At 60.3% G+C, this 17,625-nt stretch carries 12 protein-coding genes; 11 read left to right on the top strand and 1 reads right to left on the bottom strand.

The window, feature by feature from the left end; genetic code table 11:
- Positions 1 to 44: 44 nt before the first annotated feature.
- The 10 genes from rplL (at position 45) to rpsJ (ending at position 15,590) form a co-directional block, all read left to right on the top strand.
- The gene (gene rplL, locus I2G40_RS05655; RefSeq protein ID WP_006235005.1) at positions 45 to 422 is read left to right on the top strand and encodes a 50S ribosomal protein L7/L12; all 378 of its coding nucleotides are present in this window, start codon (positions 45 to 47) and stop codon (positions 420 to 422) included.
- Positions 423 to 736: 314 nt separating this feature from the next.
- Positions 737 to 1,645 carry a UTP--glucose-1-phosphate uridylyltransferase gene (locus I2G40_RS05650; protein WP_195544442.1) on the top strand — a complete coding sequence of 303 codons (909 nt, stop codon included), beginning with the start codon at positions 737 to 739 and terminating at the stop codon, positions 1,643 to 1,645.
- Between the two features lie 287 nt (positions 1,646 to 1,932).
- Positions 1,933 to 5,424 carry a DNA-directed RNA polymerase subunit beta gene (rpoB, locus tag I2G40_RS05645; protein WP_324252573.1) on the top strand — a complete coding sequence of 1,164 codons (3,492 nt, stop codon included), beginning with the start codon at positions 1,933 to 1,935 and terminating at the stop codon, positions 5,422 to 5,424.
- Between the two features lie 6 nt (positions 5,425 to 5,430).
- Positions 5,431 to 9,906, top strand: coding sequence for a DNA-directed RNA polymerase subunit beta' (locus I2G40_RS05640; protein ID WP_195544441.1), 4,476 nt, complete (start codon positions 5,431 to 5,433; stop codon positions 9,904 to 9,906).
- Positions 9,907 to 10,107: 201 nt separating this feature from the next.
- The gene (locus I2G40_RS05635) at positions 10,108 to 10,626 is read left to right on the top strand and encodes an RNA polymerase sigma factor (RefSeq protein WP_138113103.1); all 519 of its coding nucleotides are present in this window, start codon (positions 10,108 to 10,110) and stop codon (positions 10,624 to 10,626) included.
- Positions 10,577 to 11,653, top strand: a complete 1,077-nt coding sequence (locus I2G40_RS05630; RefSeq protein WP_195544440.1) for a DUF4179 domain-containing protein — start codon at positions 10,577 to 10,579, stop codon at positions 11,651 to 11,653. The genes I2G40_RS05635 and I2G40_RS05630 overlap by 50 nt, the downstream gene beginning before the upstream one ends.
- A gap of 524 nt (positions 11,654 to 12,177) precedes the next feature.
- Positions 12,178 to 12,555: a 30S ribosomal protein S12 gene (gene rpsL, locus I2G40_RS05625; protein ID WP_006235012.1), complete on the top strand. Its 378-nt coding sequence runs from the start codon at positions 12,178 to 12,180 to the stop codon at positions 12,553 to 12,555.
- 73 nt (positions 12,556 to 12,628) lie between these two features.
- Complete coding sequence (gene rpsG, locus I2G40_RS05620; protein ID WP_006235013.1) at positions 12,629 to 13,102, top strand: 30S ribosomal protein S7; 474 nt, start codon at positions 12,629 to 12,631, stop codon at positions 13,100 to 13,102.
- A 19-nt stretch (positions 13,103 to 13,121) separates the two neighbouring features.
- The gene (fusA, locus tag I2G40_RS05615; protein ID WP_138113099.1) at positions 13,122 to 15,221 is read left to right on the top strand and encodes an elongation factor G; all 2,100 of its coding nucleotides are present in this window, start codon (positions 13,122 to 13,124) and stop codon (positions 15,219 to 15,221) included.
- Between the two features lie 60 nt (positions 15,222 to 15,281).
- Positions 15,282 to 15,590 carry a 30S ribosomal protein S10 gene (gene rpsJ / locus I2G40_RS05610; protein ID WP_022094184.1) on the top strand — a complete coding sequence of 103 codons (309 nt, stop codon included), beginning with the start codon at positions 15,282 to 15,284 and terminating at the stop codon, positions 15,588 to 15,590.
- A 116-nt stretch (positions 15,591 to 15,706) separates the two neighbouring features.
- Here the strand turns inward: rpsJ and I2G40_RS05605 are convergent, their stop codons facing one another.
- A complete protein-coding gene (locus tag I2G40_RS05605; RefSeq protein WP_138113097.1) occupies positions 15,707 to 16,483 on the bottom strand; it encodes a biotin--[acetyl-CoA-carboxylase] ligase in 777 nt (258 codons plus the stop codon).
- A gap of 176 nt (positions 16,484 to 16,659) precedes the next feature.
- Between I2G40_RS05605 and I2G40_RS05600 the strand changes: the two genes are divergently transcribed.
- Entirely contained in the window at positions 16,660 to 17,619 is a 960-nt protein-coding gene (locus I2G40_RS05600) for a 3-oxoacyl-ACP synthase III family protein (RefSeq protein WP_138113095.1), read from the top strand.
- The last annotated feature ends 6 nt before the right edge of the window (positions 17,620 to 17,625 follow it).

Here is a 17,625-nt window from a genome sequence, read left to right as displayed (position 1 = left end):
AACTGATCTCCGTGCACAGACACGGAAACCGAAAGGACTTAGAAATGGCTAAGCTTACCACCGATGAGATCATCGATGCTCTTAAGGAAATGACCCTTCTCGAGGCTTCCGAGCTCGTCAAGGCTATCGAGGACACCTTCGGCGTTTCCGCCGCTGCTCCTGCCGCTGTTGTCGCCGCTCCCGCTGCTGGCGCTGCTGAGGCCGAGGAGAAGACCGAGTTTGACGTCGTGCTCGAGGGCTTCGGCGACAACAAGATCCAGGTCATCAAGGCCGTCCGTGAGCTCACCAACCTTGGCCTGAAGGAGGCCAAGGAGGTCGTCGAGGGCGCTCCCAAGGCTGTTCTCGAGGGTGCCAAGAAGGAGGACGCCGAGGCTGCCAAGGAGAAGCTCGAGGCTGCTGGCGCTGCTGTCACCCTCAAGTAATCAGGCTTTCTCGCCAGATTTCTTTAAAGACGGGGTTCGCATTGCGAGCCCCGTCTTTTTTGTTTTTCGGTCCCTCGGCATCGGTTGCCCAAACTGCCATATTTTGTGATTTGCGTCGTATCGGGCGCCCTGCCGTTGGGCAATAAAATTGCACCATTCGAGCAATAATTTGCGTTGACCTGCTGAAGAATTGTCTCTGCCTTGTAGCGACATATAGTTCCAGCGGTAAGATGCTTAGGTATCGCAATTTGGTCTGCGGCTGTGTGCCGCACGCATGGGGCGCTTTTGCGCCTGCGAAAGGATCTTTGAATAACATGAAGGCAATCATCCCCGCCGCCGGTCTTGGCACGCGTTTTCTGCCTGGCACCAAGTGCACGCCCAAAGAGATGCTGCCGGTGCTCGACAAGCCCGTCATTCAGTACGTCGTCGAGGAGGCGCTCGACCCCGAGGAAGTCGACGATGCCATCATCGTTACTTCTCCCGGTAAGCCCGAGCTACTGAACTACTTCCAGCCCGATCGCTCGCTCGAGAACCTGCTGCGCGAGCGCGGCAAGAACGCCTATGCCGATGCCGTCGCCCACGCTGGCGGTATGCCGGTCGACTTCCGTTATCAGTACGAGCCCAAGGGCCTCGGCCATGCTATTCGCTCTGCTGCCGACGCCGTGGCAGGGGAGAACTTCCTGGTTCTTCTGGGCGACTACGTTGTGCCTAACCGCGACATCTGCGACAAGATGCTCGCCGTTTCCAAGGAGTACGGTGGCGCTTCGGTTATCGCCGTCGCTGCTTGCTCACCCGAGGAAGCCAGCCGCTACGGCGTTATCGCCGGCGAGCGCGTCGGTTCGCTCGAGGGTGCCGAGGACGTTGCCGATGCAGAGCCGGGCGCTGTCTGGCGCATCGGCGGCCTGGTTGAGAAGCCCGCTCCCGAGGCGGCTCCGTCCAACCTGTACATCGTCGGTCGCTACCTGCTGAGCCCGCTGGTCATGGGCCTGCTGGCCGATCAGCAGGCCGGTAAGGGCGGCGAGATCCAGCTGACCGACGCCATGGCCCGCTCGCTCGATCGCGAGGCTATGTACGCTGTCGTTATCGACCCGCTGTCGGGCTACGACACCGGCACCCCGTCTGGCTGGATGGCCACCAACGCCCTCATGGCCGCAAGCGATCCTCGCTTTGCCAGCGCCTTCTGGGACGCCATCGACGAGCGCGGCGGATTGATGCGCAAGTAAGCCTTCGGGCATCGACATTTACGGGCGCGGACCTCGGTTCGCGCCCGTTTTTTATAAGAGCTGCGATTGCCGGCTCTCTGTTCACAGAAAATATATGAACAGATGTTCGATACATATACATCTACCTGCGTGTTTTCTGTCGAAAAACTTTGCTACTCCAAAAACTCAATCGCGTCAAGGCTTTTCTTGCCCAACGGTCGGTACCTGATAAACTATTAGGTTGCGATAACTGGCGAAGCTATGCCTCGCCAACCCACCGAGCATTTCCGTGAAGGAGGAAAAACCTGGTGACCTACGCATACACTGCCACTGAGCGCAAGCGCGTCAGCTTCGGGAAAATCCCGGAGGCCATGGAGCTCCCCAACCTTATCTCTGTTCAAAGGGAATCCTTTGAGCGTTTTAAGGACGAGGGCCTTCGTGAGGCGTTCAAGGAATCCAGCCCCATCCAGAGCCAGAACCATGTTCTCGAGGTTACCTTCGGCGAGCATCAGTTCGGCGACCCCGCGCACACCGTCGAGGAGTGCCGCGAGAAGGATATGACCTATCAGGCCCCGCTTCTGACCGACGTTCGTCTCACCAACAAGGAGACCGGCGAGATCAAGGAGCAGCTCGTCTTCATGGGCGACTTCCCCATGATGACCGATCAGGGCACCTTCATCATCAACGGTACCGAGCGTATCGTCGTCTCGCAGCTCGTCCGCTCCCCGGGCGTGTACTACAGCTCCGAGATGGATTCGGGCAAGCAGATTTACAAGGCCCAGATCATCCCGTCCCGCGGTGCCTGGCTTGAGTTTGAGGTCGACAAGCGCGACCAGCTCATGGTTTCCATCGACCGTAAGCGTAAGCAGAGCGCCACGATGTTCCTGCGCGCCCTTGGCATCGCCGTCACCAATGACGACATCATCGAGCTGCTCGGCAACTCCGATGTGATTAAGCACACCCTGGAGCGCGACACCGCTCTCACTCGCGAGGACGCCCTTATCGAGATCTACCGTCGCCTGCGCCCGGGCGAGCCTCCCACCGTGGACGCTTCCCGCAGCCTGCTCGAGGGCCTGCTCTTTAACCCGCAGCGCTACGACTTGGCCCGCGTCGGTCGTTACAAGGTCAACAAGAAGCTCAACCTCACCACCGAGGAAGAGGTCACAGTGCTCACCGACGAGGATATCGTCGCGACGCTGCGCTACCTGCTGTCCCTCGCTGCCGGCGAGCAGGGCTTCAAGGTTGACGACATCGACCACTTTGGCAACCGCCGCATCCGCACCGTCGGCGAGCTCGTCGCCAACCAGTTCCGTATCGGCATGAGCCGTATGGAGCGCGTTGTCCGTGAGCGCATGAGCTCCCAGGACATCGACGAGATCACCCCGCAGTCGCTCATCAACATCCGCCCGATCGTGGCCTCCATCAAGGAGTTCTTCGGTTCCTCGCAGCTCTCGCAGTTCATGGACCAGGCGAACCCCCTGACCGGTCTGACCCACAAGCGCCGTCTGTCCGCACTCGGCCCTGGCGGTCTTGCCGGCCACAAGTCCGGCTCCAGCCGCCGCACCAACGTGCCGACGGCCGTCCGCGACGTTCACAACTCGCACTACAGCCGCATGTGCCCGATCGAGACCCCCGAAGGCCCCAACATCGGCCTGATCGGCTCGCTCGCCCTCTACGCCCGCGTCAACGAGTACGGCTTCATCGAGGCTCCGTTCCGCCGCGTCGAGAACGGCGTTGCCACCGACCAGATCGACTGGATGACCGCTGACGAGGAAGAGAAGCACGTCATTGCGCCGGCCAACACGCCGCTCGATCCCAAGACCAACGAGTTCATCACGACCGATGCCGAGGGCAAGCTTGTCCGCCCGCACACCGTGATCGCCCGTACCCGCGACTTCGACGGCTCCTTCGGCGCTCCCGCCGACGTGCCTGTCGAGGACGTCGACTACATGGACGTCTCGCCGCGTCAGATGCTCTCCGTCGCAGCCACGCTGATTCCGTTCCTTGAGCACGACGACGCCAAGCGTACGCTCATGGGCGCCAACATGCAGCGTCAGGCCGTGCCGCTGGTTCACCCTGCCGCTCCCTATGTCGGTACCGGCATGGAGCGTCGCGCCGCCCTGGACTCTGGCGAGGTTACCCTGGCCAAGAACGCCGGCGAGGTCATCTTTGCCGACGCTTCCAAGATTATCGTCAAGCATGCCGGCGGCATGGACGAGTATCACCTGGCCAAGTACCAGCGCTCCAACCAGTCCACCTGCATCAACCACCGTCCGCTCGTGCGCGTCGGTGACACCGTTGAGCAGGGCGAGCCTCTGGCCGACGGTCCTTCGACCGATCATGGCGAGCTCGCACTGGGCCAGAACCTCACCGTGGCATACATGCCGTGGGAAGGCTTTAACTACGAGGACGGTATCGTCGTGTCCGAGCGCCTGGTGGCCGAGGACCTGCTGACGACCATCAATATCACCCGTCACGAGATCGACGCCCGCGACACCAAGCTCGGCCCCGAGGAGATCACTCGCGAGATCCCGAACCTCTCCGAGGACATGCTTGCCAACCTCGACGAGGACGGCATCATCCGCATCGGCGCCGAGGTCGGCCCTGGCGACATCCTGGTCGGCAAGGTCACGCCTAAGGGCGAGAGCGCTCTGACCGCCGAGGAGCGCCTGCTGCGCGCCATCTTCGGTGCCAAGGCCCACGACGTCCGCGACACCTCCCTTAAGATGCCTCACGGCGCTTACGGCCGCGTCATCGACGTCGTCCGCTTTAGCCGCGAGAACGGCGACGACCTGGCCCCCGGCGTCAACGAGCAGGTGCGCGTCTACGTCGCCCAGCGTCGTAAGATCCAGCAGGGCGATAAGATCGCCGGCCGCCACGGCAACAAGGGTGTTATCTGTAACGTTCTGCCGGTCGAGGACATGCCCTACATGGCTGACGGTACCCCGATCGACGTTATCCTCAACCCGCTGGGCGTTCCTTCGCGTATGAACGTCGGCCAGCTGCTCGAGTGCCACCTTGGCTGGGCTGCTGCGTGCGGTTGGGATACCGAGCAGGCCGACTCCGACAAGTACGTCCCCGGTCCGTTCTTCACCGCGACGCCCGTCTTCGACGGCGCCAAGGAGGACGAGATCGCTGAGGTCATCCGTCGTGCCAACAAGAACATGCTCAACAAGGCCACCGCTGCCTTTGGCGATCACATGCGTCCCGAGTTCGTCACCCAGCTTGACGAGCGCGGCAAGACCCGTCTGTTCGACGGCCGCACCGGCGAGGAGTTCCGCGAGCCCATTACCGTGGGTACGTCCTACATCCTCAAGCTCGGCCACATGGTCGACGACAAGATCCACGCCCGTTCGACCGGCCCTTACAGCCTGGTTACCCAGCAGCCTCTGGGCGGCAAGGCCCAGTTCGGCGGCCAGCGCTTCGGCGAGATGGAAGTTTGGGCACTGTACGCTTACGGTGCTTCCAACGTCCTGCAGGAGATCCTGACCGTCAAGTCCGACGATACCGTGGGCCGCGTCAAGACCTACGAGTCCATCGTCAAGGGCGAGAACGTCCCGGTCCCGGGTATCCCCGAGTCCTTCAAGGTTCTCGTCAAGGAGATTCGCTCCCTCGCACTGGACATCGAGCCCATGCACGATGCCGACGAGGACGCCTCCGCCCCTGTGACCGCCGAGGAGACCTCTGCTCTCGACGACCTGGCTGCGCTCGCCGGTGTTGACGCCGACGTCGAGGCCGAGGATGCCGAGACCGCCGAGGCGGCCGAGGCTGTCGCCGCCACGACCACTGATAAGGAGTAGTTGACTGTGGCAGATTTCGAAGCTACTGATTTTGACTCGGTAAAGATCTCCCTTGCCTCCGCCGACCAGATCCGTTCCTGGTCGCACGGTGAGGTCAAGAAGCCGGAGACCATCAATTACCGTACCCTCAAGCCCGAGAAGGACGGCCTGTTCTGCGAGAAGATCTTCGGTCCCGCCAAGGACTGGGAGTGCTCCTGCGGCAAGTACAAGGGTATCCGCTTTAAGGGCATCGTCTGCGAGCGCTGCGGCGTCGAGGTCACCTCGGCCAAGGTGCGTCGCGACCGCATGGGCCACATCGAGCTCGCCGCTCCCGTGTCCCACATCTGGTACTTCAAGAGCCCCACGAGCTTCCCGATGAGCCGTATGCTCGACATCAAGTCCAAGGACCTCGAGAAGGTTCTGTACTTTGCCAGCTACATCATCACCGAGGTCGACTACGAGGCTCGCGAGGCCGACGCCGACGACCTGCGCGAGGAGCTCGCCGCCGATCTGGAAGAGATCGATGCCGAGTGCGCCCGCCAGATCGAGTCTCTCAAGGAGCAGGGCAACCCCGAGAACTTTGACGAGTTCTCCGACGAGGAGCCGCTGACCCCCGAGGAGATCTCCTCTGGCATCGTCGACATCGAGGAAGAGTGCAAGGACGAGAAGCAGCTTCGCACGGACGCCTTCAACGCCTTCATGAAGCTCAGCGAGCGCGACCTCATCTCCGATGAGCCGCTGTTCCGTGAGATGACCCGTTACTACTCCATGTACTTCAAGGGTGGTATGGGTGCCGAGGCTGTCCGCGACCTGCTTGCTGCCATCGACCTCCCCTCCGAGGCCGAGAAGCTCAAAGCCATCATCGCCGACGAGGATTCCCAGAAGCAGAAGCGCGAGAAGGCCGTCAAGCGCCTTGAGGTCGTTGACGCCTTCCTGACGGGCGGCAACAGCCCCGCGAACATGATCCTGGACGTCATCCCGGTCATTCCGCCCGATCTGCGCCCGATGGTTCAGCTCGACGGCGGCCGCTTCGCCGCGTCCGACCTCAACGACCTGTACCGTCGCGTGATCAACCGCAACAACCGACTCAAGCGCCTGCTCGACCTGGACGCCCCTGCGATCATCGTGAACAACGAGAAGCGCATGCTCCAGGAGTCCGTGGACGCCCTGTTCGACAACGGCCGTCGTGGTCGCCCGGTCTCTGGCCGTGGCGGTCGCCCGCTCAAGTCGCTCGCCGAGGCCCTCAAGGGCAAGCAGGGCCGTTTCCGTCAGAACCTGCTGGGTAAGCGTGTCGACTACTCCGGCCGTTCGGTTATCGTTACCGACCCCAAGCTGCTGCTGCACCAGTGCGGTCTGCCCAAGACCATGGCGCTGGAGCTCTTCAAGCCCTTCGTCATGAAGCGCCTGGTCGAGCTTGGCAAGGTCGAGAACATCAAGGGCGCCAAGCGCGCTATCGACCGCGGTGCCACCTTTGTGTGGGATATTCTCGAAGAGGTCATCGACGGCCGCGTCGTGCTGCTCAACCGTGCACCGACCCTGCACCGTCTGTCCATCCAGGCCTTTGAGCCAGTGCTGGTCGAGGGCAAGGCTATCCACCTGCATCCGCTGGTCTGCTCGCCCTTCAACGCCGACTTCGACGGCGACCAGATGTCTGTCCACGTGCCGCTGTCCAGCCAGGCTCAGGCCGAGGCCCGCGTGCTCATGCTCTCTGCGAACAACCTGCGCTCGCCGGCATCCGGCAAGCCGGTCAACATTCCTTCGCAGGACATGATCATCGGTGTGTACTACCTCACCCAGGTTCGCGAGGGTCTGCCGGGCGAGAACCACGTGTTCTCGAGCTTCGACGACGCGCTGCACGCCTATGACTGCCGCTCCGAGGTCGACATGCAGGCCAAGATCCAGGTCCGCGTGTCCGCTGCCGATGCCAACGTCATCAACGAGGACGGCACCCGTATCTTCCGCGTCAAGAACGGCAAGAACGAGTTTGTCGACTACGACGTCACCGGCAACAAGACCGCGCGCTTCGAGACCTCTATCGGCCGCATCATCTTCAACCGCCAGTGCCTGCCCGAAGATTACGAGTTCATGAACTACAAGATGGTCAAGGGCGACGTGGCCAAGCTGGTTGCGGACTGCTGCGATCGCTATCCCGAGGCCAAGGTCGGCCCGATCCTCGACGCCATCAAGTACTCCGGCTTCCACTACGCTACCCGCGCCGGCCTCACCATCTCGGTGTGGGACGCTCTCATCCCTGCCGAGAAGCAGGAGCTGCTCGACCGCGCCCAGGCCAACGTCGACCAGATCAACGAGTACTTCGAGGAGGGCTTCATCAACGAGACGGAGCGCCACATCGAAGTCGTTAACGAGTGGACCGCTTGTACCGATAAGGTTGCAGCGCTCATGCTCGACATGTTCGACGAGGAGAACCCGCTGTACATGATGGCCGACTCCGGCGCCCGTGGTTCTAAGACCCAGCTGCGTCAGCTCGGCGGTATGCGTGGCCTGATGGCAGACATGTCCGGCGAGACGATCGACCTTCCCATTAAGGCGAACTTCCGCGAGGGCCTGCTGCCGCTCGAGTACTTCATTTCGACCTACGGCGCCCGTAAGGGCCTGGTCGATACCGCATCCCACACCTCGGACTCTGGTTACCTGACCCGTCGTCTGGTCGACGTGGCCCAGGACGTCATCGTCCGCGAGGAGGACTGCGGTACGCACGAGGGCGTCACCTACAACCTCATCATCCCCGGCACCACCGACCTCAACACCGACCTCGTCGGCCGTTGCTTCATTGAGGACGTCGTGGCTCCCGATGGCACCGTGCTCTTTGAGCAGGACGGCTACATCGAGAAGGTCGCCGACATCCAGAAGATGGTCGATGCGGGCCTTAAGAAGGTCAAGCTTCGCGCGCTGCTCACCTGCCGCTCCAAGTACGGCGTGTGCCAGAAGTGCTACGGCTGGGATCTTTCCACCCGTCGTCCGGTCGCCATCGGTACCGCGGTCGGCATTATTGCCGCCCAGTCCATCGGCGAGCCCGGTACGCAGCTTACGATGCGTACCATTCACTCCGGCGGCGTCGCTGGCGTCGACGATATTACGCAGGGTCTGCCTACGGTCAGCCGTATGTTCGATATCGTCGGCAACGTCAACGAGAAGATTCTGGGTCGCGAGGCCGAGCTGGCCCCGTACTCCGGCCACCTCTCGATTAAGCCCGAGAAGTCCGAGTACGTGCTGACGCTCACCGACTCCGAGGATCACACCCGTGTCCTCGACGAGCGTCGCGTTCCCGCTTCGGTGCGCTTCATGCCCGAGATCGAGGACGGCTGCGAGGTTCGCGCCGGCGACCAGATCACCAAGGGCTTCGTCAACTTCCGCAACCTGCGCAAGCTGACCGACATCGAGTCGACGATGCACACCTTCGTCGAGAGCGTCAAGGACGTCTACACCAGCCAGGGCGTCGACCTGAACGACAAGCACATCGAGGTGCTCGCACGTCAGATGCTGCGTCGCGTTCAGATCACCAACCCCGGCGACTCCAAGTACCTGCTTGGTCAGTACGTCGACCGCTACGAGTTCGCCGACGAGGTCGAGCGCGTTGCCCGTCTGGGCGGTCAGGCTCCCGTGGCCGAGCCCGTCATCCTGGGTACGCTCAAGGTCGCGTCCAACATCGACTCCTGGCTGTCGAGCGCTTCGTTCATCCGTACTGCCGGCGTCCTTACCGAGGCTGCCATTGAGGGCAAGGTCGACCACCTGCTCGACCTTAAGTCCAACGTCATCGTCGGTAAGAAGATCCCGGCTGGTACCGGCCTCAAGCCGTACGCCAACGCCAAGCTGACGTATCGCACGGCCGACGGCTATGTCGACATCGACGGTCCGGCTTCGCCCAATGCCAAGTCGCTGCCTGAGTGGGCTCCTGTGGAGCTCAAGGACCTGGACGAGCAGCTCCCGCAGCAGCTCGACTGGGCCGGCTACGACGAGTTCGGCGGTGCTGACGGTTCGTTCACCCGCAACGGCCACACCATCTCCGCCGAGAAGGCTCGCCTGTACCTGTTCGACGACCTGGGCGTGTCGCAGCGCTGGACCAACAAGTTCAGCGAGGTCGGCATCGAGACGGTCGGCGACCTGGTCGGCAAGTCCGAGGAGGATCTGCTGCGCATCGATGGCATCGGTGCCAAGGCGATCGAGGAGCTCCGTGACGGCCTGGAGGCCCACGACCTGCTCTACATCCTCGAGAACAACGACGACGTTGCCGACGAGGAAGACCTCTCGCAGCTGTTGCAGATGGTCTTTAGCCCCGACGGTCCGGACGATATCCTGCTGGGTACCTCCGCTCCGACGCATCACGCCGACGCCGACGAGGAGCTCCTGGGCGCCCCGATCGACGACAAGAAGGCTCCCGCCAACGGCGCGATCAACGAGGACATGGCTTCCCTCGACGAGCTGCTCAACCAGCTCGTGGACACCGACGACGCCGAAGAGGCCAAGGACAACGACGAGGAGTAATTTCCTAGTACGTTAACCGTCCTTCCAAAGACCCGCTTCCCAACAGGGGAGCGGGTCTTTTTTGTTGAAGAAAACCTACCAAAAAGGGACAGGTTTATTTTGGTAGGTTATTCCTGCTTGAATTTGAAACATTTCGTTCGGTCAAAGCGTATCTATGGTGAGGGCCTCAGCAAGAAACATCAGCATCACCGGGAGGTGATTATGGAAGAACAAGCATTTAGACAGGCGGTCGAAGATTACCGGGATGTCGTGTTTCGGATCGCATTGACGTACCTACGCGATCGTGCCGATGCCGACGATGTTGCCCAAGATGTCTTTCTTAAGTTGCTCAAAAGCGATGGACACTTTGAAAGTTGGGAGCATCTTCGTCGCTGGCTTATTCGGGTCACGATCAATGAATGCAAATCGCTCTTTCGAAAGCCATGGAGGCGCATAGAGGATATTGAGAACTTGGCCGATTCACTCTCGGCAGCGCAGGATGAGACCAAGGTGGTCCTGTCAGACGTTATGCGACTTCCGGAACGATTCCGTGTTCCCATCGTGCTCTATTACTATCTAGGCTTTTCGACCTCAGAGATTGCCGAGTTGTTGCATGTACCAGCCGCGACCGTTCGAACGCGTTTAGCTCGCGGTCGATCGAAGCTCAAATTCATCCTAGAGGAGGGCGACCGTGAAATCCAATCAAATCAAGCAGGCCTTCGAGTCCATCCAAGCCGATAGCAATCTTGCAGATCGCGTTCTTAATGCAGCTGAAGGCGAGCCGCTTCGCAAAAGGGGTCATGCTAAGCCCCTCTATGTTGCGGTTATCGGATGTCTTGCCGGAGTGTTGGCGACCGGAGGGGTCGCCTACGCCGTTGTCAATTCCAGCTATTTTGCCTCAGCCTGGGGAAACCACGGCAACGGGGATTCCATTACCTGGACCAACGGCGGCTCATCGGGAACTAAATATACCTACACCAGAGAGTTTGGCGATGGCATCGCGCCCCAAAGCCTGGAGGGCACAGTCCAGAAGGTTAATCTGTCCGTCGAGGGTAACGGCTATACGCTTGATATCCATGAGATGGCAATCGACCAAAACGGCTGCGGAGCCGTGACGTTTACGTTGTCCAATCCAAATGGAGTTAACTACTACAAGCCAGCAGCAGAGATTGGCGAACTTGTTCTCTATGGTGAAGAAGAACAGGGCATCGGCACGCCCGATATGAAGTTCGGCGAGGAATGGCCTGACACACGCAGCACAATTGATAAGGACACAGCAAGCGATACTGTCATTAATGGCACGATGTACTTTGCCGCTATGGATCGCGAGCGAGATTTGCAACATGCGGTCACCTGGAATATCCACTGGACCGAGGGTGAAGGTGAGAGTGCGAGGCGGTTTGAGGCGTCGACACCCGAGTTCAATATTGGAGCGTACGTCGATACAAAGGAACTCCGCTCCGGTGACTCGCCTCTTGAGATTAGCCCGTTTTCCATCCAGACGCACATCGATGATTTGGGCTATGAAGCAGTTGATAATAAGCTGACCGTCAGCTACAAGGATGGATCGGAGCAGATTATCGAAGATGACGACGCAGGGGTGTTCAACTTATATTTTTCTTATGGGCGCAATAGCGGAGAGAACATCTGGGTGCCAACGAAGTTGATTGATGTCGAACAAGTGGTCTCAGTAACGCTTGAGGGCACGAGGTGCACGTCAACAGGGGAGACCGAAACAAAAGTACCCTTTACCATCGTCTATTCGTAAGGTCTGAGGCCGCTTCCTACTAGGGGAAGCGGCCTCTTTTGCGTTAAATGGAAACGCCGCCGATTTCCATGCGTCAGATGAGAGCAGATTACCGCTGGAGCGCGACGTTTCACCAGATAAAACCGAACAAAATAAACCTGTCCCTTTTTGGCGGGTAGCGTTGCCCCGCCGAGCACGTCGGATTCCCGGCCCGGGCGGCCGGCGGCTTAAGTTTGTCGCGAGTTCCGCACGAGCCGGAGAGCACTTAATGTGCTCTCCGTGCGAGTCAGGACTGTAGAGCAGCAAACTTAACCCCCGCGCCGCCCGGTCCGGGAATCCACCCCCGCGCACAGAAAGGGATTCCTTTTGTGTAGGCTTTGCGGAAATGTGCTAATTTTGGGATACGCCCGGCGGCGTGGTCTGTTGACGGCACAGCTAACGCCACGTATCCTATCGAACTGCGTGTTTCGTAGGGGGATGCTGACCCCTCGATTCAAGCCGTTGCACTTTACAGAAAGCTGGAATCATTCGAGAAGGAGTACGCTTTGCCTACTATTAACCAGCTGGTTCGCCAGGGCCGTCGTTCCGTGCCCAAGAAGTCCAAGAACGCTGCTCTGCAGCACAACTCCCAGAAGCGCGGCGTGTGCACCCGCGTCTTCACCACGAGCCCCAAGAAGCCGAACTCGGCTCTTCGTAAGGTTGCCCGTGTTCGCCTTGTCAACGGCATCGAAGTTACTGCTTACATCCCGGGTGAGGGCCACAACCTGCAGGAGCACTCCATCGTGCTCGTCCGCGGCGGTCGTGTCCGTGACCTCCCTGGTGTCCGTTATCACGTCATCCGTGGCGCCTACGACGCTGCTCCGGTCCAGAACCGTATGCAGGCCCGTTCCAAGTACGGTGCTAAGCGCCCCAAGGCCAAATAAGCCAGATAACGTTTTGATACTTTCGCCGTGTGCCGCCTAAGCGCCGCACGGTAGACACTTAAGGAGATTTCACATGCCGCGTCGTGCAGCAGCTAATCGTCGTGAGGTTCAGCCTGACGCCGTTTACAACAACCGCCTGGTGACTCAGCTCATCAACAAGGTCCTTCTTGACGGCAAGAAGGCCACCGCTGAGCGCATCGTTTACACCGCTTTCGAGATCGTTGCCGAGAAGTCTGAGGGTGGCGACGCTCTCGCTACCTTCAAGAAGGCTATGGACAACGTCAAGCCCACGCTCGAGGTTAAGCCCAAGCGTGTCGGTGGCGCTACCTATCAGGTCCCGATGGAGGTCAACTCCCGTCGTTCCACCGCTCTGGGTATCCGCTGGATCGTCAACTTCTCCCGCGCTCGCAAGGAGAAGACCATGGCCGAGCGTCTCGCCAACGAGATCCTCGACGCTTCCAACGGCCTGGGCGCTTCCGTTAAGAAGCGTGAGGACGTCTTCAAGATGGCCGAGGCCAACCGCGCGTTCTCTCACTATCGTTGGTAAGTTAAGGTAAGGAACTAACATGGCTAAGCCTAAGTACAAGCTTTCCGATACCCGTAACATCGGCATCATGGCCCACATCGATGCCGGTAAGACCACCACGACCGAGCGTATTCTTTACTACACCGGTAAGACCCACAAGATCGGTGAGGTCCATGAGGGCGCTGCCACCATGGACTGGATGGTTCAGGAGCAGGAGCGCGGCGTAACCATTACCTCCGCTGCTACCACGTGCTTCTGGAACAAGGACGGTAAGGACTACCGCATCCAGATCATCGACACCCCGGGCCACGTTGACTTCACCGCCGAGGTCGAGCGCTGCCTGCGCGTCCTCGATGGCGCTGTCGCCGTCTTCGACGCCGTTGCCGGCGTTCAGCCCCAGTCTGAGACCGTTTGGCGTCAGGCTTCTACCTTCAACGTCCCCCGCATCGCCTTCATCAATAAGTATGACCGCGTGGGCGCTGACTTCTTCAACGCTATCGAGACCATGAAGGATCGTCTCGACGCTAACGCCGTGGCCGCTCAGGTCCCGATGGGCGCCGAGGACAACTTCTGGGGCGTCATCGACCTGGTCACCATGACTGCATGGGACTTCAAGGCCGACGAGAAGGGTATGACCTACCCCGAGCCGATGGACGAGATCCCGGCTGAGTTCGCCGACATCGCTGCCACCAAGCGCGAGGAGCTCCTTGACGCTGCTGCCAGCTTTGACGACGAGCTCATGGAGAAGATCCTCATGGAGGAGGACTTCACCGTCGAGGAGCTTAAGGCCGCTCTGCGCAAGGGCGTTCTGGCCAACGAGCTCAACCTCGTCTTCGTGGGCTCCGCCTACAAGAACAAGGGCGTTCAGGAGCTGCTCGACGCTGTCGTCGACTACCTGCCCAGCCCGCTCGACGTTGAGGCCGTCACCGGTACCGATCCGGACACCGGCGAGGAGATCCAGCGTCATCCTTCCTTCGACGAGCCCTTCTCCGGCCTGGTCTTCAAGATCATGACCGACCCGTTCGTCGGTAAGCTCACCTACGTCCGCGTTTACTCCGGCCGCGCCGAGTCCGGCTCCTACGTTGTCAACGCTTCCAACGGTCAGCGCGAGCGCCTCGGCCGCATCCTCGAGATGAACGCCGCCGAGCGTATCGACCGTGACGACGCTGCCGCCGGCGACATCGTCGCTTGCGTCGGCTTCAAGAACTCCACCACCGGCGACACCCTGTGCGCCGAGGGCAAGGAGATCGTCCTCGAGAAGATCGAGTTCGCTAAGCCCGTTATCGACGTTGCCATCGAGCCCAAGACCAAGGCCGAGCAGGACAAGATGTCCCTGGCTCTGACCAAGCTCGCCGAGGAGGACCCGACCTTCCAGGTGTCCACCAACCACGAGACCGGCCAGACCATCATCGCCGGCATGGGCGAGCTGCACCTCGAGATCATCGTCGACCGTCTGCTCCGTGAGTTCAAGGTTGACGCTAACGTTGGTAAGCCCCAGGTTGCCTACCGCGAGACCGCTGGTCACGACGTCGAGAAGGCTGAGGGCAAGTTCGTCCGTCAGTCCGGCGGTCGCGGTCAGTACGGCCATGCCGTCATCAAGCTCGAGAAGATGGAGGAGGGCTTCGGCTACGAGTTCGTCAACGCTATCGTCGGCGGCGTCGTGCCCAAGGAGTACATCCCGTCCATCGACAAGGGCATCCAGGAGGCCCTGAACACCGGTGTTATCGCCGGCTTCCCGGTCCTCGACGTTAAGGTCACCCTGTTCGACGGTTCTTACCACGAGGTCGACTCCTCCGAGGCCGCCTTCAAGATCGCCGGTTCCATGGCTATCAAGGACGCCCTCAAGAAGTCCGATCCGCAGCTGCTCGAGCCGATCATGGCTGTCGAGGTCGAGACCCCCGAGCAGTACATGGGCGACGTTATGGGCAACCTCTCCGGTCGCCGCGGCAAGATCGAGGGCATGGAGGATCGCAAGAACACCAAGCTCATCCGTGCCAAGGTGCCGCTGGGCGAGATGTTCGGTTACGCTACCGACCTTCGCTCCCAGACCCAGGGCCGTGCATCCTACACGATGCAGTTCGACTCTTATGAGCCCGCGCCCAAGTCCATCGTGGACGAGGTCATGAGCAAGAACGCCTAAGTTCGAGCTCCCTGTTACGTAATCCGCGAGAACATCTCTCGCACTCTTTGGAGGTTTAAGTTGGCTACCCAGAAGATCCGCATTCGCCTCAAGGGCTATGATCACGAGGTCGTCGATCAGTCCGCGAAGCTCATCGTCGAGACCGCTCAGAAGACCGGCGCTCGCGTTTCCGGTCCTGTCCCCCTGCCCACCGAGCGCAACCTGTACACGGTTATCCGCTCGCCGCACGTGAACAAGGACTCCCGTGAGCAGTTCGAGATGCGCACTCACAAGCGCCTCATCGACATCCTCGACCCCACCTCGGGCACCGTTGATTCGCTCATGCGTCTCGACCTCCCCGCTGGCGTCGACATCGACATCAAGCTCTAAGCGATATCGCTCATAGCTTAAAGGGCCCCGCTGCCGTTACGGTAGCGGGGCCCTTTTGTTTAGCATGATGGGATTGGACCGCCGGATAAGGCTGCCGAGCGGCTGGCTGTGGCGCCCTATTCGCTCGCGGGACGCAGCGATGCCTCCTCAAAATGGAAGGATCGCAAACCGCCTTCCGTTTCGATACACGCGCGACCAAAGCCATCGACGGTTTTAAAGATGCCGCGTGCCAGCTCGTCGCCGGCAGGGGAACGGGCGATAACGTGCTCCCCAATCCAATTGAGGTGGGCGATATATTCGTCGTGGACGGGCGCGAGCGGACCGGCATCTTCTTCCTTGGCGTTGAGGCGCTCTGCCCAGGCATCTGCAGCGTCTATAACTGCGTGATAGACCTCATCGAGGAGCATGTCGACGGCAGGTACGCTCTCGTTGAGATCCGAGAGACCGATTGCCGGCAGGCCGCCATCGGGCACCTCTTGGGGCGCATAGTTCACATTGACGCCAATGCCGCAGACGGCGAAAGGTTTGCCTTCGTTATCGCGTGCGGCCTCGACCAGAATGCCGCCGAGCTTGCGTCCTCGCGCGACAAGGTCGTTGGGCCATTTAAGGCGAATCTCGTTTGCAAGACCCTGCTTTTCGAGTGCTTCAAGCACCGCTAGGCCGCTGACGGCGGCAAGACCAGAGAACTTTGCAGGATTAACGCATGGGCGCAGGACAATCGAAAGCAATAAGTTGCCGACGGTTGAGTCCCACTTGTGCCCGCGCCGGCCGCGTCCTGCTGTTTGAGCCCGGGCGGCAAGTCCTGTGCCGTGCGGCGCTCCCTGTTTTCCTGCTTCGAGCAGGTCATCGTTGGTCGATCCGGTTACGTCGACTATCGTTAATTTGGCATCCATAACGGTTGCTACCTCCTAAGTTAATAAGGCAATCGCGTAATGGTGTCGAGAGATAGACACAATGTGAAGCCTTTGTCGCATTTGGACAATTTAATGTTAACACGTCAACAACGACTAAAATGCGCTATCCTCTCTTGGTCGATGTAAACACGTCAACAACTCAAAGGAGGCTAGTGATGGGTTTCACGATTCTTGGAACAGGCTCGGCGCTTCCTGAGCGCAGTGTTTCCAATGACGAGCTGTCTGAGTTCCTCGATACCTCGGATGAGTGGATTTTTACCCGCACAGGTATCAAGAGCCGCCACGTCTGTACCACCGAGTCACTTGACGACCTTGCCGTAGCGGCGAGCGAGCGGGCACTCCAGGTGTCCGGAATCGACGCGAGCCAGCTGGATCTGATCGTCTGCTCGACGACGACGGGTGACCACCTTGTTCCCGCTGAGGCGTGTGCCGTTGCTGAGCGACTAGGAGCGGCGTGCCCTGCCTTCGATGTCTCGGCGGCCTGTGCCGGCTTCGTGTTTGCGCTCGATGTCGCCGAGGGCTATATCGAGCGCGGTCGTGCCGAGCGCGTGCTTATCGTTGCTGCTGAGCAGATGACGCGCGCGCTCGACTGGACCGACCGCGCCACCTGCGTGCTCTTTGGCGATGGGGCAGGCGCCGCAGTGATTGGGGCTGGGGGAGACAGTCCCCTTGCCGTTGAGCTTTCGACGGCGCCCGACGTCGAGACGTTACACGTTCCCGGTCTGGTCGGCACCTCGCCGTTTAAGGCTTCCGCAGATAGCAAGAGCGTGCTGTCCATGAATGGCCGCCGCGTGTTCAAGTTCGGCGTCAACGCCATCTGCGACACGGTCCATAAGCTTGCGGGCGATGCGGGCATTTCGGTCGAAGACATCGACCATTTTGTATTCCATCAGGCTAACGAACGAATCCTGAGTCAGGCGGTCAAGCGCCTCGGCGTGCCAGATGAGCGCGTGGTTCGAACGCTGCGCGAGACCGGCAACATTTCGAGCGCCTGCATTCCCTTTGCGTTTGACCGTCTGGCACGCACCGACGCACTGAATGCGGGCGACACCATCGCCCTCGTTGGATTTGGCGCCGGCCTGGATATAGGTGGCTATCTGCTTCGTTGGAAGTAGTTGCAC

It is taken from the genome of Collinsella aerofaciens, assembly GCF_015558785.1.
Lineage (GTDB): Bacteria > Actinomycetota > Coriobacteriia > Coriobacteriales > Coriobacteriaceae > Collinsella > Collinsella aerofaciens_P.
Note: the sequence above shows the minus strand (reverse complement) of the source record. Positions and strands in the feature narration are given on the sequence as shown.